Here is a 22,144-nt window from a genome sequence, read left to right as displayed (position 1 = left end):
CTGTAAAAATGAACCTGATTATAGGGACTTTGCCGCCCGGTATTCAACGCGGATGCGGTTTTCCGCCCTTCAGGTGCATAAACAAGCGGGCCAACAGGCCCGCCGTGTAGCGATAACGCTTATTTTTCCAGCAGATTGACCGTGATACGGTTGCTTTCGTCCATCATCGCGGCCTTGGCGCGAATCTTCGCTTCCAGCTGGTCGATCATCTGTTCGTTGTCGAAACGCTCTTTCTGGCGCACGCCGTCTTCGTAGAAGCCGCTCTTCTTGTGGCCGCCGGTCACGCCCATGGTGGACACCAGCGCTTCGCCCGGGCCGTTCACCACGCAACCGATGATCGAGACGTCCATCGGCGTGATGATGTCTTCCAGGCGCTGCTCCAGCGCGTTCACCGTGCCGATCACGTCGAACTCCTGACGCGAGCAGGTCGGGCAGGCGATGAAGTTGATGCCGCGCGCGCGGATGCGCAACGACTTCAGGATGTCGAAACCGACCTTCACCTCTTCGACCGGATCCGCCGCCAGCGAGATGCGCAGGGTATCGCCGATGCCTTCAGACAGCAGCATGCCCAGGCCGATGGCCGATTTGACCGACCCGCTGCGCGCGCCGCCGGCTTCGGTGATGCCCAGGTGCAGCGGCTGATCGATGCGCGACGCCAGCAAGCGGTAGGATTGCACCGCCAGGAACACGTCCGACGCCTTGACGCTGACCTTAAACTGGTCGAAGTTGAGGCGATCGAGGATGTCCACATGGCGCATGGCGGATTCCAGCAGCGCTTCCGGCGTAGGTTCGCCGTACTTCTCCTGCAGGTCTTTCTCCAGCGAGCCGCCGTTGACGCCGATGCGAATCGGGATGTTCTTGTCGCGGGCGCAGTCCACCACCGATCGAATGCGCGATTCGTTGCCGATGTTGCCCGGGTTGATGCGCAGGCAGTCTACGCCATATTCGGCAACCTGCAGCGCGATGCGATAATCGAAGTGGATATCGGCGACCAGCGGCACGTTGACCTGCTGCTTGATCAGCTTGAACGCCTCGGCGGCGTCCATGGTAGGAACCGAAACGCGGACGATGTCGACGCCCACGCGCTCCAGCGCTTTGATCTGATTAACCGTTGCTTCAACATCGGTGGTACGGGTGTTGGTCATCGACTGCACGGCAATCGGCGCGCCATCACCAATAGGCACCTTGCCGACGTAAATGCGTGTAGATTTTCGACGGTTGATGGGCGCTTGGTTATGCATTACTTACTCTCCATTGCTGCTCTGACATCACGACCAGCCGCGCGATTACTGCGCGGCGACGGTCAGGCGAGCAACACGGTTTGACTTAACGAACCGGCTTAAATCAACCGGTTTACCCTGATACTGGATCTGAACTGCCGCCGGCGCGCCGATGGTCAGTTTATACGGCGCAGTGCCGGTCAGGTTCAGCTTGCCGCCTTGCTTCTGGGTGCCGCTGAACAGCGTTTTACCGCTCGCGTCGGTCACCTGCAGCCAGCAGTCGGCGGAGAAATCCATCACCAGCGCGTTCGGATCGGCCGCCGGCGCAGCCACGCCCGCATCGGCGGTCGGCAACGGCGCTTGTGCCGCCGGCGCGGTTTCCGGCAGGGTGGTCTGGCTTGGCGACACCACGGCAGGCTGCTGGGCCGCGCTCGGCGCCTGGGCGGTCGCCGCAGGCGCCTGAGCCGCTGCGCCGGTATCAGCCGGCGCGGCGCTGTTGTCGGTCAACGGCACGTTGGTGCCGGCGTCGGCATTGCCGTCGGTCAGCGGCACGGACTGCCCTTCGTTATTCTGTGAAAGCTGTGCCGAGGATTGATCGGCCATGGTGGCGATCTCTTCCTGCTGCGCCTTGTGGTTTTGCCACCACCAGGCGCCGGTCAGGCCGATCACCACGAACACGATAAGCCAGGTGAAGCTCATCAGCCAGCCGTCGCGTTTCTTGCGGCGCTTGCCCAGCGAGAAACTTTGCATCGGCGCCACTTTCGCCATCTTCAACGGCGCCTGCTTGGCCAACATCGGCAGCAGTTCGTCTTCCGGCAGATGCACCAGCTTGGCGTAGGAACGGATGTAGCCGCGCACGAAGGTGGACGCGAGGTCAGCGGACACGCTGTCTTCCTCGATATCGCGCACGGTGGACATTTTGAGACACAGGCGTTCTGCAACGGTCTGTTGGCTCAGCCCGAGTTGCTCACGGGCCTGACGCAGGCGCTGGCCCGTCGTCATGGATACGGTTTTATCTTGGGAGGCTTCAGTATTCATTAGCTAAGAACTGCTGGTACTGTTTGGATTGTGGAAAACTTCGCGCTAGCTGCTTGCCATAGCGTTGAACGCTATCCTGGCGGCCGGCTAACGCGGCGAAACGAATCTGTAACCATAAGCTGCTGGCGCTGGCCGGCAGAACATGCTGATAAACATCCAATAAAAGTTGCGACTGGGCGCGCTTCCCTTCTCCAAATTGCTTTTCGGCCTCCGCCAGCAGCGGAGCGCCTTTGTCCGGATCGACTTTCAGCGCGCGGCTCAACAGCGTGCGCGCTTCATCGTTTTGTCCGGCCTTGAGAAAACAGTAACCTGCGTTTTCCAGGCTGTCGGCGACCTGGCCATAATCGGGCGCCAGCGCCGCAGCGCTAAACTGCTGTTGCGCCGGTACATACTGCCCTAAACCGCAAAGAAACGCACCGTAATTATTCAAGACGGTGCCATTGCCCGGCGCAAGTTTGAGCGCTTGCCGATAACGCTGTTCGGCCGCGGCATTTTCACCGTTCCGCTGCGCGTAGAGCGCCATGCCCAACTGCGTGCGGTAATCCTGCGGGGCCGCGTCCAGCGCCTTTTCCAGGTTCTGGCGCGCGGCGTCCATGTCGCCTTGCTGCAGGTACTCCAGGCCCAGTTGCAACCGCGTCTGGCCCGCCTCAGAGACTTGCGCTTCCTTTTCCGGCGCTGAACCGGAACACCCGGCCAACAGTCCGGCCGCCAGCCACACACCCCACAGTTTCAGCTTCATGCCCGCATTCATTTCCTTATCGGCCGCCAGCTAACGCCCATTAGCGTGAATATTTCACATAACAGGCTGTTAGATAACAAAAAAATGGTGCTATAGGATTCAGACCGCCCGTACGTTGATAGGTTCCCCGGCCATTTTCTTTTTCAGGGTACGCTTGGTACGGTCGATCACTTCACCCGCCAGTTGCCCGCAGGCGGCGTCGATATCGTCACCGCGGGTTTTACGAACAATAGTCGTAAAGCCGTATTCCATCAACACCTTGGAGAAACGATCCACCCGGCTGTTGGAGCTGCGGCCGTACGGAGCGCCCGGGAACGGGTTCCATGGGATCAGGTTGATCTTGCACGGCGTGTCTTTCAGCACTTCCGCCAGCTGATGCGCGTCGTCGGTGCTGTCGTTGATATGATCCAGCATCACATACTCGACGGTGACGCGGCCCTGGTTGGCGTTGGATTTCTCCAGGTAGCGACGCACCGCGGACAGGAAGGTTTCGATGTTGTACTTGCGGTTGATCGGCACGATCTCATCACGGATGGTGTCGTTCGGCGCGTGCAGCGAAATAGCCAGCGCCACGTCGATCATGTCGCCCAGCTTGTCCAGCGCCGGCACCACGCCGGAGGTAGATAGAGTCACGCGGCGTTTGGACAGGCCAAAGCCGAAGTCGTCCAGCATGATTTCCATCGCCGGCACCACGTTGTTCAGGTTGAGCAGCGGCTCGCCCATGCCCATCATCACCACGTTGGTGATCGGGCGTTGGCCGGTCACCTTCAGCGCGCCGATGATCTTCGCCGCGCGCCACACCTGGCCGATGATTTCCGACACGCGCAGGTTGCGGTTGAAGCCCTGCTGCGCCGTCGAACAGAATTTGCACTCCAGCGCGCAGCCTACCTGCGAGGAGACGCACAGCGTCGCGCGGTCGGCTTCCGGGATATATACGGTTTCGACCTGCTGATCGCCCACCTTGATCGCCCACTTGATGGTGCCGTCGGCCGAACGCTGTTCTTCCGCCACTTCCGGCGCGCGGATTTCCGCCACGCGCTGCAGCTTGCCGCGCAGGACTTTGTTGATGTCGGTCATCTGCTCGAAATCGTCGCAGCAGTAGTGGTAAATCCACTTCATCACCTGATCGGCGCGGAACGGTTTTTCGCCCATTTCGGCGAAGAACTCGCGCATTTGCTGGCGGTTCAGATCCAGCAGGTTGATTTTGGCCGCAGCCGGTTGCTCCACGTTAACGGAGGGGGTAGTCAGCGAATTATTTTCAGACACGGTGTGCTCGGACGTGATGGGTTCTAACATAATGATCTCTGGCCTCGTTATTACACGTTATGGCGCTAAAGAATGGACAGTAAGTTGTGCATTTCAGCCCGCATGATTCGGGTGGCGGCACTAAAAACACGCCCCTGACAAGTCGTCTTATCAGGGGCGCGGCATTGTACAAATTTTAGTAGCGGGTTTCTATGGCTGAAAGGCATTCAGGGCATTTTTATTGTTTCAGCCGGTGAATGCCTGGCTATCGGCTCAGAAACGGCACGATTAACGTGCGCAGATTTCGCTTTCGTTGAAGAAGTAAGCGATTTCACGCTGTGCGGATTCAACGGAGTCGGAACCGTGAACGGCGTTAGCGGTGAAGCTGTCCGCGTAGTCGGCGCGCAGGGTGCCGGCCAGTGCGTTGTCCGGGTTGGTTGCGCCCATGATGTCGCGGTTGCGCTGCACGGCGTTTTCAGATTCCAGAACCTGCACCATGATTGGGCCAGAGGTCATGAACTCAACCAGACCGTCGAAGAATGGGCGGCCTTTGTGCTCAGCGTAGAAGCCTTCAGCTTGTTCGCGAGTCAGACGCAGCATTTTAGCGGCGATGATTTTGAAACCGGCGCGCTCGAAACGCGCGTAGATAGCGCCGATGTCGTTGTTGGCTACAGCGTTTGGTTTAACGATGGAAAAGGTACGTTCTACGGTCATGATGGCCTCTGTATGACTTCCAAAACAGGCCGGTCTGCAATGTTGCCGGCCTTCTCAAGTGGCGCAGATTATATGTGCGCCGTTAACGCTTGCCTACGGGAAAATCAACATTTCATTAAAAAAATATGATCTTCCTGCGGCATTTCCGACCACGCGCCGCGTTACTGGGTCTTGTCGGTGGACGGAATCAAATTGCGCAGCCAACTGCCCCAGCGGCGCTGATAAAACGGCTGCGTATGGGCGATCAGATAGTGGCTGATGCCGCGCTCTTTCTCCGACACCAGACAGAAATCCACCGGCTCGTCATTCGGCGCCGTTTCGCTGGCGACGCTGCCGGCCTCGTTGATCAACGCCTCGATCTCCGCCGGCTCGGCGTCCACTTCCAGCCCGATCAGCAAATTCGGCTTCTCGTCCGCCGCCTGGTCGTGCATCAGCGCCAGAAATGCGCGGCGCACCGGCTTGCGCTGGCTGAACAGCGTGGTCAGCGCATCCACCATCGCCGACGGGTACTCTTCGGGCTGCCCCAACAGGATTTGGGTTTCTTTGTCGACGTAATGCTCCACCGGTTTGACGACGCCGCCGGTCGCCAGCAGCATCGCCACCTCTTCCGGATAGAACTCTTTGCCGTACTCCGCCTTCGGGTTGAGGAACAGATCCGCGCCCTGGGTGATTTCGAACAGCACCCGCGCCGGCATGGCGATGAACGGTTGTTCGTCCTCAACGGCCTTCTGCAACGCTTCCAGCGAGGTGAAGAACGGAATGATGCTGCCGCCGTCCTGCTTTTCCCAATGCTGGATATTGACCGGCGTATCCGCGTTCAGCGTGATGTCGCCGTCCTGCTGCACCTGCTCGCTGTCGCCGAGGATCAGCACCGTGGCCTCGAGCAGTTCACGGAAGAACGCCGGACGGTGGGCCGGCTCCGTCACCGCCAGCTTCAGCAGGCGTTCAAGCTCGTTCTCGCTCGGGGCGGCATCGTGATGATGGGAACTCATGGCAAACTCCAGGGATCAAATAGCGAGGCCCAGCATGCTGGGCCCCGAAGATAATGCGCATTCTAGCGCCCGACGCGGCGGGCGTTCAATTATTTGGCTTTGCTCAGCAACAGATTGGCCAGGGTGCGCACGCCCAGCCCGGTCGCGCCGGCCGACCACTGCTCCACCGCGCCTTTGCGGTAAGTAGCGGAACAGTCGATGTGCAGCCAGCCCTGTTGGTAATTCTTGACGAAGTGCGACAGGAAGGCCGCCGCGGTGCTGGCGCCGGCGGTGTAGGCCGGGCCGGCCACGTTGTTCAATTCGGCGAAGTTGGATGGCAGCTGGCTGCGGTGGAACTCGGCCAGCGGCAGACGCCAGAACGGCTCTTGCTCGGCGGCGGCGCTGCTGAGCAGCTCTTGCGCCAGCGCATCGTCGAAGCTGAACAGGGCGTGATAGTCGTTGCCCACCGCGGTTTTGGCCGCGCCGGTCAGGGTCGCGCAGTCGATAATCAGCTGCGGATTCTGCTCAGAAGCGTCGATCAGGCCGTCGGCCAGCACCAGGCGCCCTTCCGCATCGGTGTTCATCACCTCAACGGTTTTGCCGTTGCGATAGCGAATGATATCGCCCAGTTTGAAGGCGTTGCCGCTGACCATGTTGTCGGCGCAGCACAGGTACAGCTTCACGCGCTGCTTCAGGCCGCGCGCCGCCGCCAGCGCCAGCGCGCCGGTGATGGTCGCTGCGCCGCCCATGTCAGCCTTCATCGAATCCATAAAGGCGCTCTGTTTCAGGCTATAACCGCCCGTATCGAAGGTGATGCCCTTGCCGACCAGGCATGCGAACACCGGCGCATCCGGGTTGCCGGTCGGGTTGAAGTCCAGCGCCAGCAGCACCGGCGGGCGTTCGGAACCGCGGCCGACAGTGTGGATGCCGGCATAGTTCTGCTCGCGCAGATCTTCGCCCTTGGTGATGCGGTAGCTGACGGCATCGCAGCCGACGTCGCACATCAGATCGACGGCGCGGGTCGCCAGTTGCTCCGGCCCCAGCTCTTCCGCCGGCATATTGATGGTGTCGCGCACCCAGTCAACGATCTTCAGGCGCTTATCCAGCTCCTGACGCGCGGTTTCCGGCAGCTCGGCCCATTCGACGTTGCGCTGCCCTTTCGGCCCGCGGTAGCCCTGCCAAAACGCCCAGCTGTTTTCCAAATCCCAACCGTCGCCGGCCAGCTTGACGTTTTTGATGCCCTGGCCGTCAATTTTGCGGCCCGCGCGCTGGATCGCGCCCAGCTTGTCGGCGCCGGTCAGGTGGATGGTCATCCCTTCGCCGTTGGTGCTCAGCAGCGCTTTCTCGCCCCAGCGGGCGTCGGCAGGTTGTTGCGACAGCATGACCTGTATGAATTCTGTTGTCATAGCCTTCTTACTCCGGATTATTCTTTTATTAATCTTGTCGGATACAAAATAAACGGGCCGCCTATGGCAGCCCGTTACGCTATTTACTCCGCTTCATCTAACCAGACCAGCAGGATCGCTTCCAGTACTTTTTCGTTGGAAGCCTGCGGATCGTCATCGAACTCTTCCAGATCGCAGATCCACTGATGCATGTCGGTAAAACGCACGGTTTTCGGATCGGTGTCCGGGTATTGGTCGTACAGGGCTTCGCCGATTTCACGGCTGTCGGTCCACTTCAGTCCCATTATGATCTCCTGGTTGGCGCCGCGGCTAACAATTAATGCTCACGCGCGTGGTTGACGGTGTAACGCGGCATTTCGACCACCAGATCTTCGTCGGCGACCAGCGCCTGGCAGCTCAGACGGCTTTCAGGCTCCAGCCCCCAGGCTTTGTCCAGCATGTCGTCTTCCAGCTCGCTGCTCTCTTCCAGCGAATCGAAACCTTCACGCACGATGCAGTGGCAGGTGGTGCAGGCGCAGGATTTCTCGCAGGCGTGCTCGATTTCAATGCTGTTGCGCAGTGCAACGTTGAGGATCGACTCCCCTTTTTCGGCTTCCAGAACCGCCCCTTCCGGGCACAGATCTTGATGGGGCAGGAAAACAATTTTAGGCATGGTTAAACCTCATCCACAGAATGGCCAGCCAGCGCGCGGCGAATGGAAGCGTCCATGCGGCGCGCGGCAAAATCTTGCGTTTGTGCATCTAATGTTTTGATGGCGTCTTCGATAGCGGCGGGATCTTCACCCTGCGCCGCCTGCTGCAACGCCTGGGTCGCGGCGGCGATCGCCTGGCTTTCCGCCTCGCTCAGCAGCGCGGCGTCGGTGGCCAGCGCGCCCTGCAGGCTTTCCAGCACCCGCGCGGCTTCCACGCGTTGCTCCGCCAGCTTGCGCGCGCCCACGTCGCTTTGCGCGTTGGCCATCGAATCCTTAATCATGCCGGCGATTTCGCTGTCCGACAGGCCGTACGACGGCTTGACCTGGATCGAGGCTTCCACGCCGGTGGATTTCTCCATCGCGGTGACGCTCAACAGGCCGTCGGCATCCACCTGGAAGGTGACGCGAATATGCGCGCCCCCGGCTGGCAGCGGCGGCAGGCCGCGCAGCGTGAAACGCGCCAGCGAACGGCAATCCTGCACCAGCTCGCGCTCGCCCTGCAGCACGTGGATCATCATTGCGCTCTGGCCGTCTTTAAAGGTGGTGAACTCCTGCGCGCGCGCCACCGGAATGGTGGTGTTGCGCGGGATCACTTTCTCCACCAGGCCACCCATGGTTTCGAGGCCCAGCGACAGCGGGATCACGTCCAGCAGCAGCATGTCGCTGTCCGGCTTGTTGCCCACCAGGATGTCGGCCTGGATCGCGGCGCCGATGGCGACCACTTTATCCGGATCGATCGACGTCAGCGGCGTGCGGCCGAAGAAGGCCCCCACCTGCTCACGCACCAGAGGCACGCGGGTGGAGCCGCCGACCATCACCGCTTCCAGCACCTCGTCGGCGGCGACGCCGGCGTCTTTCAGCGCGCGGCGGCAAGCCATCAGCGTACGTTTCACCAGCGGGGCGATCAGCGCTTCAAACTGGGCGCGGGTCACTTCGCCCTGCCAACCGGCCACCTCAACGCGCACGCTGTCGGCATCGCTTAATGCGATTTTGGCGGCGATGGCGGCATCCAGCAGTTGGCGCTGCACGCCGTGATCGCTGCGATCGGCCACGCCGGCCTGCTCACGCAGCCAGTCGGCCAACAGATGATCGAAATCGTCGCCGCCCAGCGCGGAATCGCCGCCGGTGGCCAGCACTTCGAACACGCCGCGGCTGAGGCGCAGAATGGAGATATCAAAGGTGCCGCCGCCCAGATCGTAAACCGCGATCACCCCTTCCTGGCCGGAATCCAGCCCGTAGGCGATCGCCGCAGCGGTCGGTTCGTTCAGCAGGCGCAGGACATGCAGGCCGGCCAGACGCGCCGCGTCTTTGGTGCCCTGGCGCTGCGCGTCGTCGAAGTAAGCGGGAACGGTGATCACGACGCCATCCAGCTCGCCTTCCAGCGCCGCTTGCGCGCGCGCGGACAGAGCCCGCAGGATGTCGGCGGAAACGCCGACCGGGTTAACCGGGCCGGCGGCGGTGACGATCAGCGGCAGGCCGTTGTCGCTGGCTTGGAATTGGTACGGCAGGTTCGGGTAACGTTGCTGCACGTCCGCCAACGAGCGGCCCATCATGCGTTTGATGGAGCTGACGGTATTGGCCGGATCCTGCGCCGCCTGTTGGCGCGCCTCCCAGCCGACGCGCTGCGCGTCCGCCTGATAATGCACCACCGAAGGCAGCAAATGGCGCCCCTGATCGTCGGCCAGCGTTTCCGCTTGCCCGCTGCGCACCGTGGCGACCAGCGAGTTGGTGGTGCCTAAGTCGATGCCGGCGGCCAAGCGTCGCTGGTGCGGCGCGGCGCTGAGGCCAGGCTCACTAATTTGTAATAAGGCCATGTTGAAGCTTCCACAATCAGAATCAGAAGGTGTTACTCAAAACCCAGCAGTTTTTCTTCGAGTTGTTCAACCTGTTGCTGGAGTTTGTCCAAAAAGCGCAGCTTGCGCACGGTGTCGGCGGCATCCGCCCACTGTTCACTGTCCAACTGCTGCAGCATCAGCGCGCTGCGCTGCTTGATGGAGGTGGCCAGCCGCGCGCCGAAATCGGCCAGCAGGCTTTCCGCATCCGGCTTGCGCTCAATGGCGTCAAGCTCTTCGCGCAGCTCCAGCTGTTCCATCAGGAACGCGGTGTCGCGCATCGTATGCTGTTCGTTGCCCAGATCGAAGCCGTGCAAAGATAGCATATACTCCGCGCGTTTTAACGGGTGCTTCAGCGCCTGGTAGGCTTCATTGATGGTCGCCGCCTGCTGCAACGCCATCAGGCGTTCGCGCTCCGGCTGGTTGGCGAAACGATCGGGGTGGAATTGGCGCTGCAGATCCTGGAAGCGGGACGCAAGCAGGCTGCCGTCCACGGTGTAGCGAACTGGCAGCCCGAATAAAGTAAAGTAATCCATAGCGTGCTCTGGGCGTTAGCGGATGAAGTTCCCCCGCCGAAACGGGGGAGCACGATGGACTGTCAGACGTTGAAACTCTCGCCGCAGCCGCACTCGCTTGAGACGTTCGGGTTGTTGAACTTGAAGCCTTCGTTCAGGCCTTCCTTAACGAAATCAAGCTCGGTGCCGTCAAGGTAGACCAGGCTCTTGCCGTCGATGATCACCTTGATGCCTTTGTCTTCAAATACGATGTCGTCATCGTTGGCTTCGTCAACAAATTCCAGCACGTACGCCATCCCGGAACAGCCGGAAGTTCGCACTCCCAGACGCAGGCCGAGACCTTTGCCGCGGTTCGTCAAAAACGCCTGAACACGCTGCGCAGCGCTGTCGCTCATGGTAATAGACATCACAACCTCACACTTCACATCAAAGCCCGGCGCGGCCGGGCCGACTCAGACAAATTACTTGGCGCTATGCTTGCTCTTATAGTCGGCAATCGCTGCTTTGATGGCGTCTTCAGCCAGGATCGAGCAGTGAATTTTGACCGGCGGCAATTCCAGCTCTTCGGCGATCTGGGTGTTTTTGATCGCTTCAGCCTGATCGAGCGACTTGCCTTTCATCCATTCGGTCACCAGCGAGCTGGAGGCGATGGCGGAACCGCAGCCATAAGTTTTAAAGCGCGCGTCTTCGATGATGCCTTCATCGTTAACCTTGATTTGCAGCTTCATCACGTCGCCACAAGCCGGCGCCCCTACCATGCCGCTGCCGACGGTAGGATCTTCGTTGTCGAAAGAACCCACGTTGCGCGGGTTTTCATAATGATCGATTACTTTTTCGCTGTAAGCCATGACCTTGCTCCTGAAACCTGAGAATTAATGATGCGCCCATTCGATGCTGTTGATGTCCACGCCCTGCTTGAACATCTCCCACAGTGGGGACAGATCGCGCAGACGGCCGATGGATTTACGCACCAGTTGAATGGTGTAGTCGATCTCTTCTTCCGTGGTGAAACGCCCCAGGGAGAAACGGATCGAGCTGTGCGCCAATTCATCGCTCATGCCCAGCGCGCGCAGCACGTAGGACGGCTCGAGGCTGGCGGAGGTACAGGCTGAACCGGAAGAAACGGCCAGGTCTTTCAGCGCCATGATCAGCGACTCGCCTTCAACGTAGTTGAAGCTGACGTTCAGGATGTTCGGTGCGCCGTGCTCCAGATCGCCGTTCAGATACACTTCTTCCATATCTTTCACGCCGTTCCACAGACGGTCACGCAGGGTGCGCAGACGCGCCATCTCTTCGGTCATCTCTTCTTTGGCGATGCGATAAGCTTCACCCATGCCGACGATCTGGTGGACAGGCAGGGTGCCGGAACGCATGCCGCGCTCGTGACCGCCGCCGTGTACCTGCGCTTCGATGCGGATGCGCGGCTTGCGACGCACGTACAGCGCGCCGATGCCTTTCGGGCCATAGATTTTGTGGCCGGAGAACGACATCAGGTCGACTTTCAGCTTGCTCAGATCGATAGGCAGTTTGCCCACGCTCTGGGTGGCGTCAACGTGGTAGATGATACCGCGCGCACGGCACATTTCGCCGATCGCTTCGATGTCCTGCACCACGCCGATTTCGTTGTTGACGTGCATGATGGAGACCAGGATGGTGTCATCGCGCAGCGCCGCTTCGAGATCCTGCAGGCTGATGATGCCGTTGCTCTGCGGCGCCAGGTAGGTGACTTCAAACCCTTCGCGCTCCAGCTGACGGCAGGTGTCGAGCACGGCTTTGTGTTCGGTTTTGCTGGTGATGATGTGCTTGCCTTTTTTCTGGTAGAAATTGGCAGCGCCTTTGATCGCCAGGTTGTCGGATTCGGTCGCCCCGGAGGTGAAGACGATTTCGCGCGGGTCGGCGCCCACCAGTTCGGCGATTTGGTTACGGGCGATGTCTACCGCCTCTTCCGCCTGCCAACCGAAACGGTGGGAACGGGAAGCCGGGTTGCCGAAAGTGCCGTCCAGGGTCAAAAACTGCATCATCTTCTCAGCAACGCGCGGGTCAACCGGCGTCGTTGCTGAGTAATCCAGATAAATCGGTAATTTCATTGCTCTTGTGCTCCGTACATCACTTCCAAAAACTAAAATAATTTCGCCAGCTGCTTATGCGCGCAGATTAACGTTGATAGTTTCTTGCGGACGGCCGTTGGCCGTGCGGCGCGTATCGTTGTTTTGACGATCCGCCACCACCAGCACTTCCTGGTTGTTGACCAGTTCTGCCAGCGTAATGTTGTTCAGGAACCCGCTGATGCGCTCGCTCAGATCGCGCCACAGGGCGTGGGTCAAGCAGCGATCGCCGCCCTGACAGCCTTCTTTGCCCTGGCAACGGGTTGCATCTACCGATTCATCGACGGCAGTGATGACAGCGCCAACGGCGATCTCACCCGCGTCTTTACCCAGCAGATAACCACCGCCCGGGCCACGCACGCTGGCCACCAGGCCATTCTTGCGCAGACGGGAGAATAATTGTTCCAGATAAGAGAGCGAAATACCCTGGCGTTCGGAAATGTCCGCCAGTGGCACCGGCCCTTCCTGGGAATGCAGCGCTACGTCGAGCATAGCGGTTACGGCATAACGGCCTTTGGATGTCAGTCTCATAGCTCAATGGTTACCTGTTGGTCAAATATGGCCGAAAGTCTGACATTCCTGAGTAAAACAGTCAACTATTTAACCCAGTAATTAACTCAAGTATTAGCACGTTTTGAACTTAGCAAGAACAAAGGTATATAAAATACATGTTATAACCTTTGGATAACTAATACTATTGTCACCCACCGTTATGCCACATCAATTAATTACCTTGATGTTTATCCTGTTTCTCGATCGACGTCAGCATGCCGCGCAGGATATTCAGCTCCTGCCCTTCCGGGCGCGCGCGGGTGAACAGCCGACGCAGGCGGTTCATCACCTGGCCCGGATGCGACGGGCGAATGAAACCGGTGCGCTGCAGCGTCTGCTCCAGATGCTGATAGAAACGCTCGAGGTCGTCCACCAGCGGATACGGCGTCTCTTCCAACTGCGGCGCGCCCGCCTGTTGGCGATCGAGGTAAGCCACGCGCACTTCGTACGCCAGGATCTGCACCGCCATCGCCAGGTTCAGCGAGCTGTAGTCCGGGTTGGCCGGAATGGCGACGTGGTAGTGGCACTTTTGCAATTCATCGTTGGTCAGCCCGACGCGTTCGCGGCCGAACACCAGCGCCACCGGCGCGTGCTCGCCCTCGTGCACCGCTCGCACGCCGCATTCGCGCGGCTCCAGCATCGGCCACGGCAAGGTGCGAGAACGTGCGCTGGTGCCCACCACCAGGCTGCAGCCGGCGATGGCGTCATCGAGGGTATCGACGATAGTGGCGTTGCCGATCACGTCGCTGGCGCCGGCGGCCAGGGCGATGGCCTGAGAATCGGGTTTGATCAGCGGATTAACCAGATAAAGGTTGGTTAAACCCATGGTTTTCATGGCTCTGGCGGTCGAGCCCATGTTGCCGGTATGTGAAGTCTCTACCAGAACAATGCGGATATTGTGCAGCATACAAACTCTGAGCGTGGCGGAAAATCGCAGCATCTTAACACAGCCGTAGGCAATTTGCCGAACAGCTGCTATACTTCGCGCCGTTTCCTGTTCTTTAACATCCTAGTTGGAAGATACCCATGCATCCGATGCTGACTATCGCCGTGCGCGCTGCGCGCAAGGCCGGTAACCTGATTGCCAAAAACTACGAAACCCCGGACGCTGTAGAAGCGAGCCAGAAAGGGACCAATGACTTCGTCACCAACGTCGATCGCGATGCAGAGCATCTGATCATCGACGTCATCCGCAAGTCTTATCCGCAACACAGTATCGTGAGCGAAGAACGCGGTGAGCTGATCGGCGAAGATCGCGATGTGCAATGGGTGATCGATCCACTGGATGGCACTGCAAACTTCATCAAACGTTTCCCTCATTTCTCCGTTTCCATCGCCGTACGCATCAAAGGCCGTACCGAAGTGGCCGTGGTTTACGATCCGATGCGCAACGAACTGTTCACCGCCACGCGCGGCCAGGGCGCACAGCTCAACGGTTACCGTCTGCGCGGCACCAACGCCAAAGATCTGGATGGCACCATCCTGGCGACTGGCTTCCCGTTTAAAGTCAAACAGCACGCCACGCCTTACATCAATATCGTCGGCAAGCTGTTCACCCAGTGCGCGGACTTCCGCCGCACCGGTTCCGCTGCGCTGGATCTGGCCTATGTCGCCGCCGGCCGCGTGGACGGTTTCTTCGAAATCGGCCTGAAGCCGTGGGACTTCGCCGCAGGCGAACTGCTGGTGCGTGAAGCCGGCGGCCTGGTCACCGACTTCGTCGGCGGCCACAATCACTTCAGCTCCGGCAACGTGGTCGCAGGCAACCCGCGCGTGGTGAAAGCCATGCTGGCCACCATGCGTGAAGAACTGAGCGAAGCGCTGAAGCGTTAATCGCCAGAAGCGAATCGAAAAAAAGCGCTGCCGATGCAGCGCTTTTTTTATGCCCGTTAGCGGGAGAAGGGGCGGATGCCGCCGCCGAATTCCGGCTGCGCGCTGACGTACAGCAACAGCCCGGCGGCCAACAGGATCAGACCGCCGGCCAGCGCCAGCGCCCCCCAGGCCACCGCGCTCCAGGCAGCGGGCGCGCGCGAACGGCTGAGGCGCACCGCCAGCCGGCGGCTGTAATGCACCAGCAGCGCCAGCATGGAGATGGTCAACGAGGTGCCGAACGCCATCGCCAGCGCGGAGATCACTCCCCAGCCGAACACGCCGATCACCTTGGAAAACAGCAACACCAAAATCGCTCCCGAACAGGGACGCATGCCCATCGCCAGCACGATGGCGGCCTGAGTGCGCCAATCGCTTCCCGCCTGCAGCTCGCTGTCGCTCGGCAGATGCCGGTGGCCGCAGCCGCAATTGGCGCTGTGCACATGATCCGCCGCCAGCGGCGTCAGGCTGTTGATGCGCAGCGCCGGCGCCGGGCGCATCGCCTTGATCGCCGCAAACAGGCGTTTCAGCGCGCGCCAACTCAGCAGCACGCCAAGCAGCATCACCAGGATAAAACTGCCCTTCTCCAGCCAGAAACTGCTTTGATGCAGTTGGCGCGAAGAGAGCTGTAACACCACCAGCATCAACGTGACCAGCGCGATCGCCACCCCGCCCTGCACCAGCGAAGCGGCGAAGGTCAGCTTCAGGCTGCTTTTCAGCCGCGCCGGATGGGTGGCCAGATAGGTGGCGATCACCACTTTGCCGTGGCCGGGGCCGAGCGCATGCAAGACGCCATAGCCGAGGCTGAACAGCATCAGCGCCAGCCCGGCCTGCTGCGGCGCGGCCTTCACCTGCTGCAATAGCCCCGCCATCTGCTGGTGCAGCGCTTTTTGCCATACCACGCTCTGCATCAGCAGCTGCGGCCAATAGTGCCACGCCAGCAGCGCGGTGGCCGCCAGCGCCAGCGTAAACGGCAGCAGCGGCCACAGGCCGAAGGCCCAGTGGCGCCGGCTCGTCGTCGGTTGCGAGAGATTCAGCGACATTGCAGCGTCACCCGCTGGGCGAACTGCTGCCCCAGCGCCAGGTCTTCACCGGGCGAGTCGTTCTTGTCGAGCGACAGCGCATAGGCCTGCAGCGACGCATTCGGCTGCGGCGTCATCAGCTTGTAGCTGCACTGCTGCGCCATCTCCGGCGGCAAATGCAGCGCATTTTGATCTTTATAGGTCATATCCACGAAATAAGTCGGATCGTAAGTAGAAAGTTCGAACGGCTTGCCCGCCAGCGGCTGCGGTTCGGCCAACGGCAGCACGAACTCCAGCACCGCCTGGTTGCCCTGGCGCGACAGGTGATATTCGCTGGGCAAGTTCAGGTATTTCACCGGCTTGCCGTCGCGGTAAAGATCGGTGAAATAGTGCTGCCCCAGCACATTGGCCATCACTTCCGCCGCCAGCTTTTTCCATACTTCCGAATCGCTCTTGGCGTTTTTCGCATCGTAGAGCAGATCCGCCGAGGTGATTTCATCCATCACCCACACCATTTTCAGGCCGACCAGCCGCTGGTCCTTGGCGACAAAGGTGGTGTTCATGTCGATAAAGCTGTGCGGATGCGCGATTGCACCGGCGCTGAACACGGCGCCGAAAGCAGCCAAAAGACGACGTAACTTCATCATTATCCTGTTTTACCTGCATTTGTTATAACGTAACACAAATAACTGCCGAACGGCCCGCCTCTCCCGGCGATATTTGTGACGAAAGTTGTAAGCCGAAGTAAAAGCCGCGCTGTCATCCTGACGTTACAAAGCCTTTTGCTATGCTTAGGCATAATCGCAACCTTTTATGCCGGAAGGTGATAATGAGCCTGGACACCTCTCCCGTGCCCGCGCTCTCCGGACAACAACGGCGCTGCCATCTGCTGCTGATGCTGTACACGCCGGAGCCCGAGTTACAGTTGGAGACCCTAAGCCGAATCAACGGCGTCGCCCCCCCGATAACCCGGCAAGATATAGCCGAGGTAGCCAGTGAAATCCAGCGTTTCCATCACCTGGAGATCGCCGTCGATCCCGACCATGGCTACCAACTGCGGGGCAGCGCGCTTGACCAACGCCTGTGCCTGATCCATTGGCTGCGGCGGGCGCTGCGCTGCAGCCCGCTGTTTGTCGAAAGCGACTTCGCCCCGCGCCTGAGGCAAGCGCTGGCGGCCGATGCCGTCCCGACGTCTGCGCTGGCGGAGGCGATCGACGCCTGCGGGCCGCTGCTTAACCGCCACTTCGACGCGCGCGACCGCCAATTTCTGCAGCATTACCTGCTCTACTGCGCCTGGCAAAATCGCCTGCAGCAGCATCCGCGTTTCGACGCCGTTCAACGCGACTGGCTGCGGCAAAAGCCGGAGCAGCAAGCCGCCGCCTGGCTGCATCAGGCCTGCAACCGGCTGTTTAACCAGCCGCCGCAGGCAGACGAGCGCGATTTTTTGGCGCTGACCTTCACCCTGTTGAAAAATCACAGCTACCACAGCAATGACTCGGCGCAAGAGCAGCGGTTGATGACGGCGATCGACAGCATGGTCGAGCGTTTCCAGCAGCTTTCCGACATGGCCTTCAGCAACAAGGCGGAGCTGGTCAGCCAGCTGTTCGCCCATCTGGCGCCGGCGCTGGAGCGCTGCCGTTTCGCCATCGGCATCGACAACATGCTGTTGGAAGACGTGGTGCGCAAATACCCGCGGCTGATGCGCACCACGCAGGAAGCGCTGAAACCGCTGGAACAGGAGTACGGCGTGCATTTTTCCAACGAGGAGGCGGGCCTGGTGGCCATCAGCTTCGGCGCCTGGCTGATGCAGGACAACGCGCTGCAGGAAAAACAGGTGCTGTTGCTGACGCTGGACAACCCGCAGCTGGAAGAGGAGGTGGAATATCAGATCCGCGAGCTCACGCTGTTGCCGCTGAACATCAAGTACTTACCGCTGAGCGACTATCTGCGCGGCGGAGCGCCACAGGGCGTCATGCTGGTGATCACTCCTTATGCGGCGGTGCACAACGAGCCGCACCCGCCGCTGATCTATACCGAACTGCCGCTGGAAAACCGGCAGCGCCAGGCCATCCGCGCGCTGCTGGAAGCGCCTTAATCAACGGCTGACGCTGACCGCCGGCGGCCGGATGAACAAGGCCGGCACCGCGACCGCCGCCATCACCCAGAATACCCCGCCCTGCCAATGTTCGAACAGGAACCCGGCAATGACCGTCATAACGGCGATGCCGCCGCCCATCGCCAGCGCCGAATACACCGCCTGCAGCCGGATCACCTCTTGCCCCTGACGCGCGGCGATAAAGCGCATCGCCGCCAGATGGCAGACGGTGAAGGTGCCGCAGTGCAGGATCTGGATCAGCAGCAGCCAACCCAGCTCGGTGCTGTAGGCCATCAGGCTCCAGCGCAGCACGCCGCAGCAGGCGGAAAGCAGCAGCAGGTTGCGCGCATTCCAGCGGCGGAACAGCACGTTGCTGCTGGCGAAAATAATCACCTCCGCCACCACGCCAAGCGACCACAGATAGCCGATGGTCGAGGCCGAATAGCCCGCCTCCTGCCAGTAAATGGAGCCGAAGCTGTAGTAGCCGGCGTGCGCGCCCTGCAGCAGCGTGACGCACAGCAGGAAGCGCCAGACCGGCCCCTCTTTCAGCAGCGCCCACAGCGAACGCTCGGCCCCGCCGTGCGTGCGCGCTTCGCCCTGCGGCATGACGCTCGGCTTCAGCAACATGCCCAGCAGCATCGCCAGCACGCTGAAGATCAGGCTGTAGAGAATGGCGTTATGGCCCCACACCGCCACCAGTTGCCCGGTCAGCGCCGAGCCGATGACGAACGCCAGCGAGCCCCACAACCGCACCCGGCCATAGTCCATGCGGATCTGCTTTTGCCAGGTGGCGGCCAGCGCGTCGGTCAGCGGCACCAGCGGCGAGAAGAACAGGTTGAACCCCGCTATCACCAGCATCAGCCAGCCCCAACCGTTGCCGAAACAGAAGCCAACCGCGAAGGCCAGGGTCAGCAGCGCCAGCAGGCGCAGGGCGGAGACCAGATGAGAGGGATCTTTAACGCGGGGAGCAATCAGTAAACTGCCGAGGAAGCGGGCCACCAAACCGGCGCCGAGCAATATGCCGATGGTTTCCGGCGCGATGCCCTCGCCTTTCAGCCACACGCCCCAGAACGGTAAGAAGATGCCATAGGAAAAGAAGTAGGTGAAATAACTGAGCGCGAGCCAACGCGTGGATTGCAGAACCATGATCCCTCCGGAGTGAGGGCAATACTTTGACAGAGCTCACACCGGCCCGCAATCTTCATTCCACTTCAATGCGTTAGAGTGCCAGGCAGCTCACAGTTTGCCGCAAGCGGCCATAAAAAAACCCGCCGTAGCGGGTTTTGTCAGGCGAAAGCGGGATTAGGCGTAAACCGGCAGGCGGGCGCAGATATCCAGCACTTTCTTCTTGGTGCGTTCGATGGTGGCTTCATCGTTGATGTTGTCCAGCACATCACAGATCCAACCGGCCAGTTCGCGCACGTCGGCTTCTTTGAAGCCGCGACGGGTGACGGCCGGGGTGCCGATACGCACGCCGGAGGTGACGAACGGGCTCTTCGGATCGTTCGGCACGCTGTTTTTGTTGACGGTGATGTTGGCGCGGCCCAGGGCGGCGTCAGCTTCTTTACCGGTCAGGTTTTTGTCGACCAGATCCAGCAGGAACAGGTGGTTATGGGTGCCGCCGGAGACCACTTTGTAGCCGCGCTGCAGGAACACTTCCACCATCGCCTTGGCGTTGACCGCCACTTGCTGCTGGTAAACCTTGAACTCAGGCTCCATCGCTTCTTTCAGCGCCACCGCCTTGCCGGCGATCACGTGCATCAGCGGGCCGCCCTGGCCGCCAGGGAACACGGCGGAGTTCAGCTTCTTGTACAGCTCTTCGTCGCCGCCCTTCGCCAGGATCAGGCCGCCGCGCGGGCCCGCCAGGGTTTTGTGGGTGGTGGTGGTGACGATGTGCGCGTGCGGCACCGGGTTCGGGTACACGCCGGCGGCGATCAGGCCGGCCACGTGCGCCATGTCGACGAACAGGTAAGCGCCGATGCTGTCGGCGATTTCGCGCATTTTGGCCCAGTCAACCACGCCAGAGTAGGCGGAGAAGCCGCCGATGATCATTTTCGGCTTGTGGGTTTGCGCCTGTTTGGCCAGATCGTCATAGTCGATTTGACCTTTGTCGTCGATGCCGTAAGGCACCACGTTATACAGTTTGCCGGACAGGTTAACCGGGGAACCGTGGGTCAGGTGGCCGCCGTGCGCCAGGTTCATGCCCAGAATGGTGTCGCCCGGCTGCAGCAGCGCGGTGTAAACGGCGAAGTTAGCCTGGGAGCCGGAGTGCGGCTGCACGTTGGCGTAATCGGCGCCGAACAATTCTTTGGCGCGGTCGATAGCCAACTGCTCAACGATATCCACGTATTCGCAGCCGCCGTAGTAACGCTTGCCCGGATAGCCTTCAGCGTATTTGTTGGTCAGCTGGGAACCCTGAGCCTGCATTACGCGCGGGCTGGTGTAGTTCTCAGACGCGATCAGCTCGATGTGCTCTTCCTGACGCACCACTTCCTGCTCCATGGCACGCCACAGTTCGGCATCGTAATCGGCAATGTTCATTTCACGCTTTAACATCCGGCATCTCCTGACTTAAATCAGCTAACTAAAAAATCACCAAATAACTACCCGTTTGGGTTCTGGGCCACAGTGTAAACCGTTTCGCCCCACCGAAGATAGGTCTTGACAGAGGTTTTTACGCAAACGATTGGCATAAGGCGGCGCAAGGCTTTGATCCGCGAAACGCTCCCGTTTATCAACGGACATTTCCTCATGCGAACAATGCGCTTTTTTCATGTTCTGTGAGCGCGATCGACGCCCGAAGAACACCGCAACGAAAACAAGGGTATTTACAAGCGGCGCGGAACCCAATAAGATGCATTTAAAATACATCATTACAATTGTCGTCAAGATCCCAACCCAAGGAGCGCCCCCATGCTGGATAGCCAAACCATCGCCACCGTGAAATCCACCATTCCCCTGCTGGCAGCAACCGGGCCGAAGCTGACCGCCCACTTTTACGATCGCATGTTCGCCCACAACCCGGAATTGAAAGACATTTTCAATATGAGCAATCAGCGCAACGGCGATCAGCGTCAGGCGCTGTTCGACGCCATCTGCGCCTATGCCGCCAACATCGAGAACCTGGCGGCGCTGCTGCCGGCGGTGGAGCGCATCGCGCAGAAGCACACCAGCTTCAATATCCAGCCGGAGCAGTACCAAATCGTCGGCGGTCACCTGCTGGCGACGCTGGACGAAATGTTCAGCCCGGGCCAGGAAGTCTTGGACGCCTGGGGCAAAGCCTACGGCGTGCTGGCCAACGTATTTATCCAGCGTGAAGAGCAGATTTATCAGCAAAGCGAAACCGACAACGGCGGCTGGCGCGATCTGCGCGCATTCCGCATCCTGAAGAAACAGCCGCAGAGCGACGTGATCTGCAGCTTCGTGCTGGCGCCGGTGGACGGCGGCCGGGTGGCGGACTTCAAACCGGGGCAATACCTGGCGGTTTACATCAAGCACGACAGCCTGGAGCATCAGGAAATTCGCCAGTACTCGCTGACCACCTCGCCGAACGGCGAGTTCTACCGCATCGCGGTGAAGCGTGAAGATCAGGGTAAAGTGTCCAACTACCTGCACCAGCAGGCGCAGGAAGGCGACGTGATCGACATCGCCCCGCCGCACGGCGACTTCTTCCTCGACGTGACGCCGACTACGCCGGTGGCGCTGATCTCCGCCGGCGTTGGCCAAACCCCAATGCTCGGCATGCTCAACACCCTGCACGACAGCCAACATCAGGCGCAGGTCCACTGGCTGCACGCGGCGGAAAACGGCAGCGTGCACGCCTTTGCCGATGAAGTGGCGGATATTGCCGGGCGCATGCCGAATCTGAGTCGCCATGTGTGGTACCGCGAGCCGGGTGCCGATGACGTGGAAGGCCGCGACTACCACAGCCGCGGATTGATGGATTTGAGCGCGCTGCAAGGCAGCCTGGCCGATCCGCAGATGCACTATTACTTCTGCGGCCCGGTGGCCTTCATGCAGTTCGTGGGCAAACAGCTGCTGGAGATGGGGGTAGAGGCCGAGCGCATCCACTACGAATGCTTCGGCCCGCATAAAGTGCTGTAATGCGTGCGGAGCGCGGCCGTCAGACCGCG

The 22,144-nt window shown here is 60.3% G+C and carries 23 protein-coding genes; 3 read left to right on the top strand and 20 right to left on the bottom strand.

The window, feature by feature from the left end; translation table 11 throughout:
- Nucleotides 1-119: 119 nt before the first annotated feature.
- From ispG to trmJ, 16 genes are all read right to left on the bottom strand, one after another.
- A complete protein-coding gene (gene ispG, locus ADK28_RS12570; RefSeq protein WP_016929756.1) occupies nt 120-1,241 on the bottom strand; it encodes a flavodoxin-dependent (E)-4-hydroxy-3-methylbut-2-enyl-diphosphate synthase in 1,122 nt (373 codons plus the stop codon).
- A gap of 45 nt (nt 1,242-1,286) precedes the next feature.
- Nucleotides 1,287-2,258, bottom strand: coding sequence for a cytoskeleton protein RodZ (rodZ, locus tag ADK28_RS12565; protein ID WP_033639621.1), 972 nt, complete (start codon nt 2,256-2,258; stop codon nt 1,287-1,289).
- Complete coding sequence (pilW, locus tag ADK28_RS12560) at nt 2,248-2,997, bottom strand: type IV pilus biogenesis/stability protein PilW (RefSeq protein ID WP_028127503.1); 750 nt, start codon at nt 2,995-2,997, stop codon at nt 2,248-2,250. Before pilW ends, rodZ begins: the two co-directional genes overlap by 11 nt.
- A 99-nt stretch (nt 2,998-3,096) precedes the next feature.
- A complete protein-coding gene (locus tag ADK28_RS12555; RefSeq protein ID WP_004941426.1) occupies nt 3,097-4,293 on the bottom strand; it encodes a bifunctional tRNA (adenosine(37)-C2)-methyltransferase TrmG/ribosomal RNA large subunit methyltransferase RlmN in 1,197 nt (398 codons plus the stop codon).
- 237 nt (nt 4,294-4,530) lie between these two features.
- Complete coding sequence (gene ndk, locus ADK28_RS12550; protein WP_004941424.1) at nt 4,531-4,956, bottom strand: nucleoside-diphosphate kinase; 426 nt, start codon at nt 4,954-4,956, stop codon at nt 4,531-4,533.
- 161 nt (nt 4,957-5,117) lie between these two features.
- Nucleotides 5,118-5,948, bottom strand: a complete 831-nt coding sequence (sseB, locus tag ADK28_RS12545; protein WP_033639620.1) for an enhanced serine sensitivity protein SseB — start codon at nt 5,946-5,948, stop codon at nt 5,118-5,120.
- An 89-nt stretch (nt 5,949-6,037) separates the two neighbouring features.
- Complete coding sequence (gene pepB / locus ADK28_RS12540; protein ID WP_048795795.1) at nt 6,038-7,333, bottom strand: aminopeptidase PepB; 1,296 nt, start codon at nt 7,331-7,333, stop codon at nt 6,038-6,040.
- Between the two features lie 83 nt (nt 7,334-7,416).
- Nucleotides 7,417-7,617, bottom strand: a complete 201-nt coding sequence (gene iscX / locus ADK28_RS12535; protein WP_033639618.1) for a Fe-S cluster assembly protein IscX — start codon at nt 7,615-7,617, stop codon at nt 7,417-7,419.
- A gap of 32 nt (nt 7,618-7,649) precedes the next feature.
- A complete protein-coding gene (gene fdx / locus ADK28_RS12530; protein WP_048795794.1) occupies nt 7,650-7,985 on the bottom strand; it encodes an ISC system 2Fe-2S type ferredoxin in 336 nt (111 codons plus the stop codon).
- Nucleotides 7,986-7,987: 2 nt separating this feature from the next.
- On the bottom strand, nt 7,988-9,838 hold the full coding sequence (gene hscA / locus ADK28_RS12525; protein WP_016929761.1) for a Fe-S protein assembly chaperone HscA: 1,851 nt from the start codon (nt 9,836-9,838) through the stop codon (nt 7,988-7,990).
- A 32-nt stretch (nt 9,839-9,870) separates the two neighbouring features.
- Nucleotides 9,871-10,392, bottom strand: coding sequence for a co-chaperone HscB (hscB, locus tag ADK28_RS12520; protein WP_016929762.1), 522 nt, complete (start codon nt 10,390-10,392; stop codon nt 9,871-9,873).
- A gap of 62 nt (nt 10,393-10,454) precedes the next feature.
- Nucleotides 10,455-10,778, bottom strand: coding sequence for an iron-sulfur cluster assembly protein IscA (iscA, locus tag ADK28_RS12515; protein ID WP_004941410.1), 324 nt, complete (start codon nt 10,776-10,778; stop codon nt 10,455-10,457).
- A 54-nt stretch (nt 10,779-10,832) separates the two neighbouring features.
- Complete coding sequence (gene iscU / locus ADK28_RS12510) at nt 10,833-11,219, bottom strand: Fe-S cluster assembly scaffold IscU (protein ID WP_004941408.1); 387 nt, start codon at nt 11,217-11,219, stop codon at nt 10,833-10,835.
- A 24-nt stretch (nt 11,220-11,243) separates the two neighbouring features.
- On the bottom strand, nt 11,244-12,458 hold the full coding sequence (gene iscS, locus ADK28_RS12505) for a cysteine desulfurase (RefSeq protein ID WP_016929764.1): 1,215 nt from the start codon (nt 12,456-12,458) through the stop codon (nt 11,244-11,246).
- A gap of 54 nt (nt 12,459-12,512) precedes the next feature.
- Nucleotides 12,513-13,007, bottom strand: coding sequence for a Fe-S cluster assembly transcriptional regulator IscR (iscR, locus tag ADK28_RS12500; RefSeq protein ID WP_004941404.1), 495 nt, complete (start codon nt 13,005-13,007; stop codon nt 12,513-12,515).
- A 193-nt stretch (nt 13,008-13,200) separates the two neighbouring features.
- Nucleotides 13,201-13,935, bottom strand: coding sequence for a tRNA (cytosine(32)/uridine(32)-2'-O)-methyltransferase TrmJ (gene trmJ, locus ADK28_RS12495; RefSeq protein WP_015378781.1), 735 nt, complete (start codon nt 13,933-13,935; stop codon nt 13,201-13,203).
- 119 nt (nt 13,936-14,054) lie between these two features.
- On the opposite strand from trmJ, the gene suhB reads away from it, so the two are divergent.
- Nucleotides 14,055-14,858, top strand: coding sequence for an inositol-1-monophosphatase (suhB, locus tag ADK28_RS12490; protein ID WP_004941400.1), 804 nt, complete (start codon nt 14,055-14,057; stop codon nt 14,856-14,858).
- A gap of 56 nt (nt 14,859-14,914) precedes the next feature.
- Here the strand turns inward: suhB and ADK28_RS12485 are convergent, their stop codons facing one another.
- Entirely contained in the window at nt 14,915-15,937 is a 1,023-nt protein-coding gene (locus ADK28_RS12485) for a nickel/cobalt transporter (RefSeq protein WP_048795793.1), read from the bottom strand.
- A complete protein-coding gene (locus ADK28_RS12480) occupies nt 15,928-16,563 on the bottom strand; it encodes a DUF1007 family protein (protein ID WP_028127507.1) in 636 nt (211 codons plus the stop codon). Before ADK28_RS12480 ends, ADK28_RS12485 begins: the two co-directional genes overlap by 10 nt.
- Before the next feature lie 182 nt (nt 16,564-16,745).
- On the opposite strand from ADK28_RS12480, the gene csiE reads away from it, so the two are divergent.
- The gene (gene csiE, locus ADK28_RS12475) at nt 16,746-18,011 is read left to right on the top strand and encodes a stationary phase inducible protein CsiE (protein ID WP_033639614.1); all 1,266 of its coding nucleotides are present in this window, start codon (nt 16,746-16,748) and stop codon (nt 18,009-18,011) included.
- On the opposite strand, the gene ADK28_RS12470 is transcribed toward csiE, so the two are convergent.
- Complete coding sequence (locus ADK28_RS12470; protein WP_033639613.1) at nt 18,012-19,157, bottom strand: 3-phenylpropionate MFS transporter; 1,146 nt, start codon at nt 19,155-19,157, stop codon at nt 18,012-18,014.
- Between the two features lie 156 nt (nt 19,158-19,313).
- Nucleotides 19,314-20,567: a serine hydroxymethyltransferase gene (gene glyA, locus ADK28_RS12465; protein WP_004941389.1), complete on the bottom strand. Its 1,254-nt coding sequence runs from the start codon at nt 20,565-20,567 to the stop codon at nt 19,314-19,316.
- A gap of 357 nt (nt 20,568-20,924) precedes the next feature.
- On the opposite strand from glyA, the gene hmpA reads away from it, so the two are divergent.
- On the top strand, nt 20,925-22,115 hold the full coding sequence (gene hmpA / locus ADK28_RS12460) for an NO-inducible flavohemoprotein (protein WP_048795792.1): 1,191 nt from the start codon (nt 20,925-20,927) through the stop codon (nt 22,113-22,115).
- Nucleotides 22,116-22,144: the final 29 nt, after the last annotated feature.

It is taken from the genome of Serratia sp. 506_PEND, from assembly GCF_001076875.1.
Taxonomy (GTDB): Bacteria; Pseudomonadota; Gammaproteobacteria; order Enterobacterales; family Enterobacteriaceae; genus Serratia; species Serratia marcescens.
Note: the sequence above shows the minus strand (reverse complement) of the source record. Positions and strands in the feature narration are given on the sequence as shown.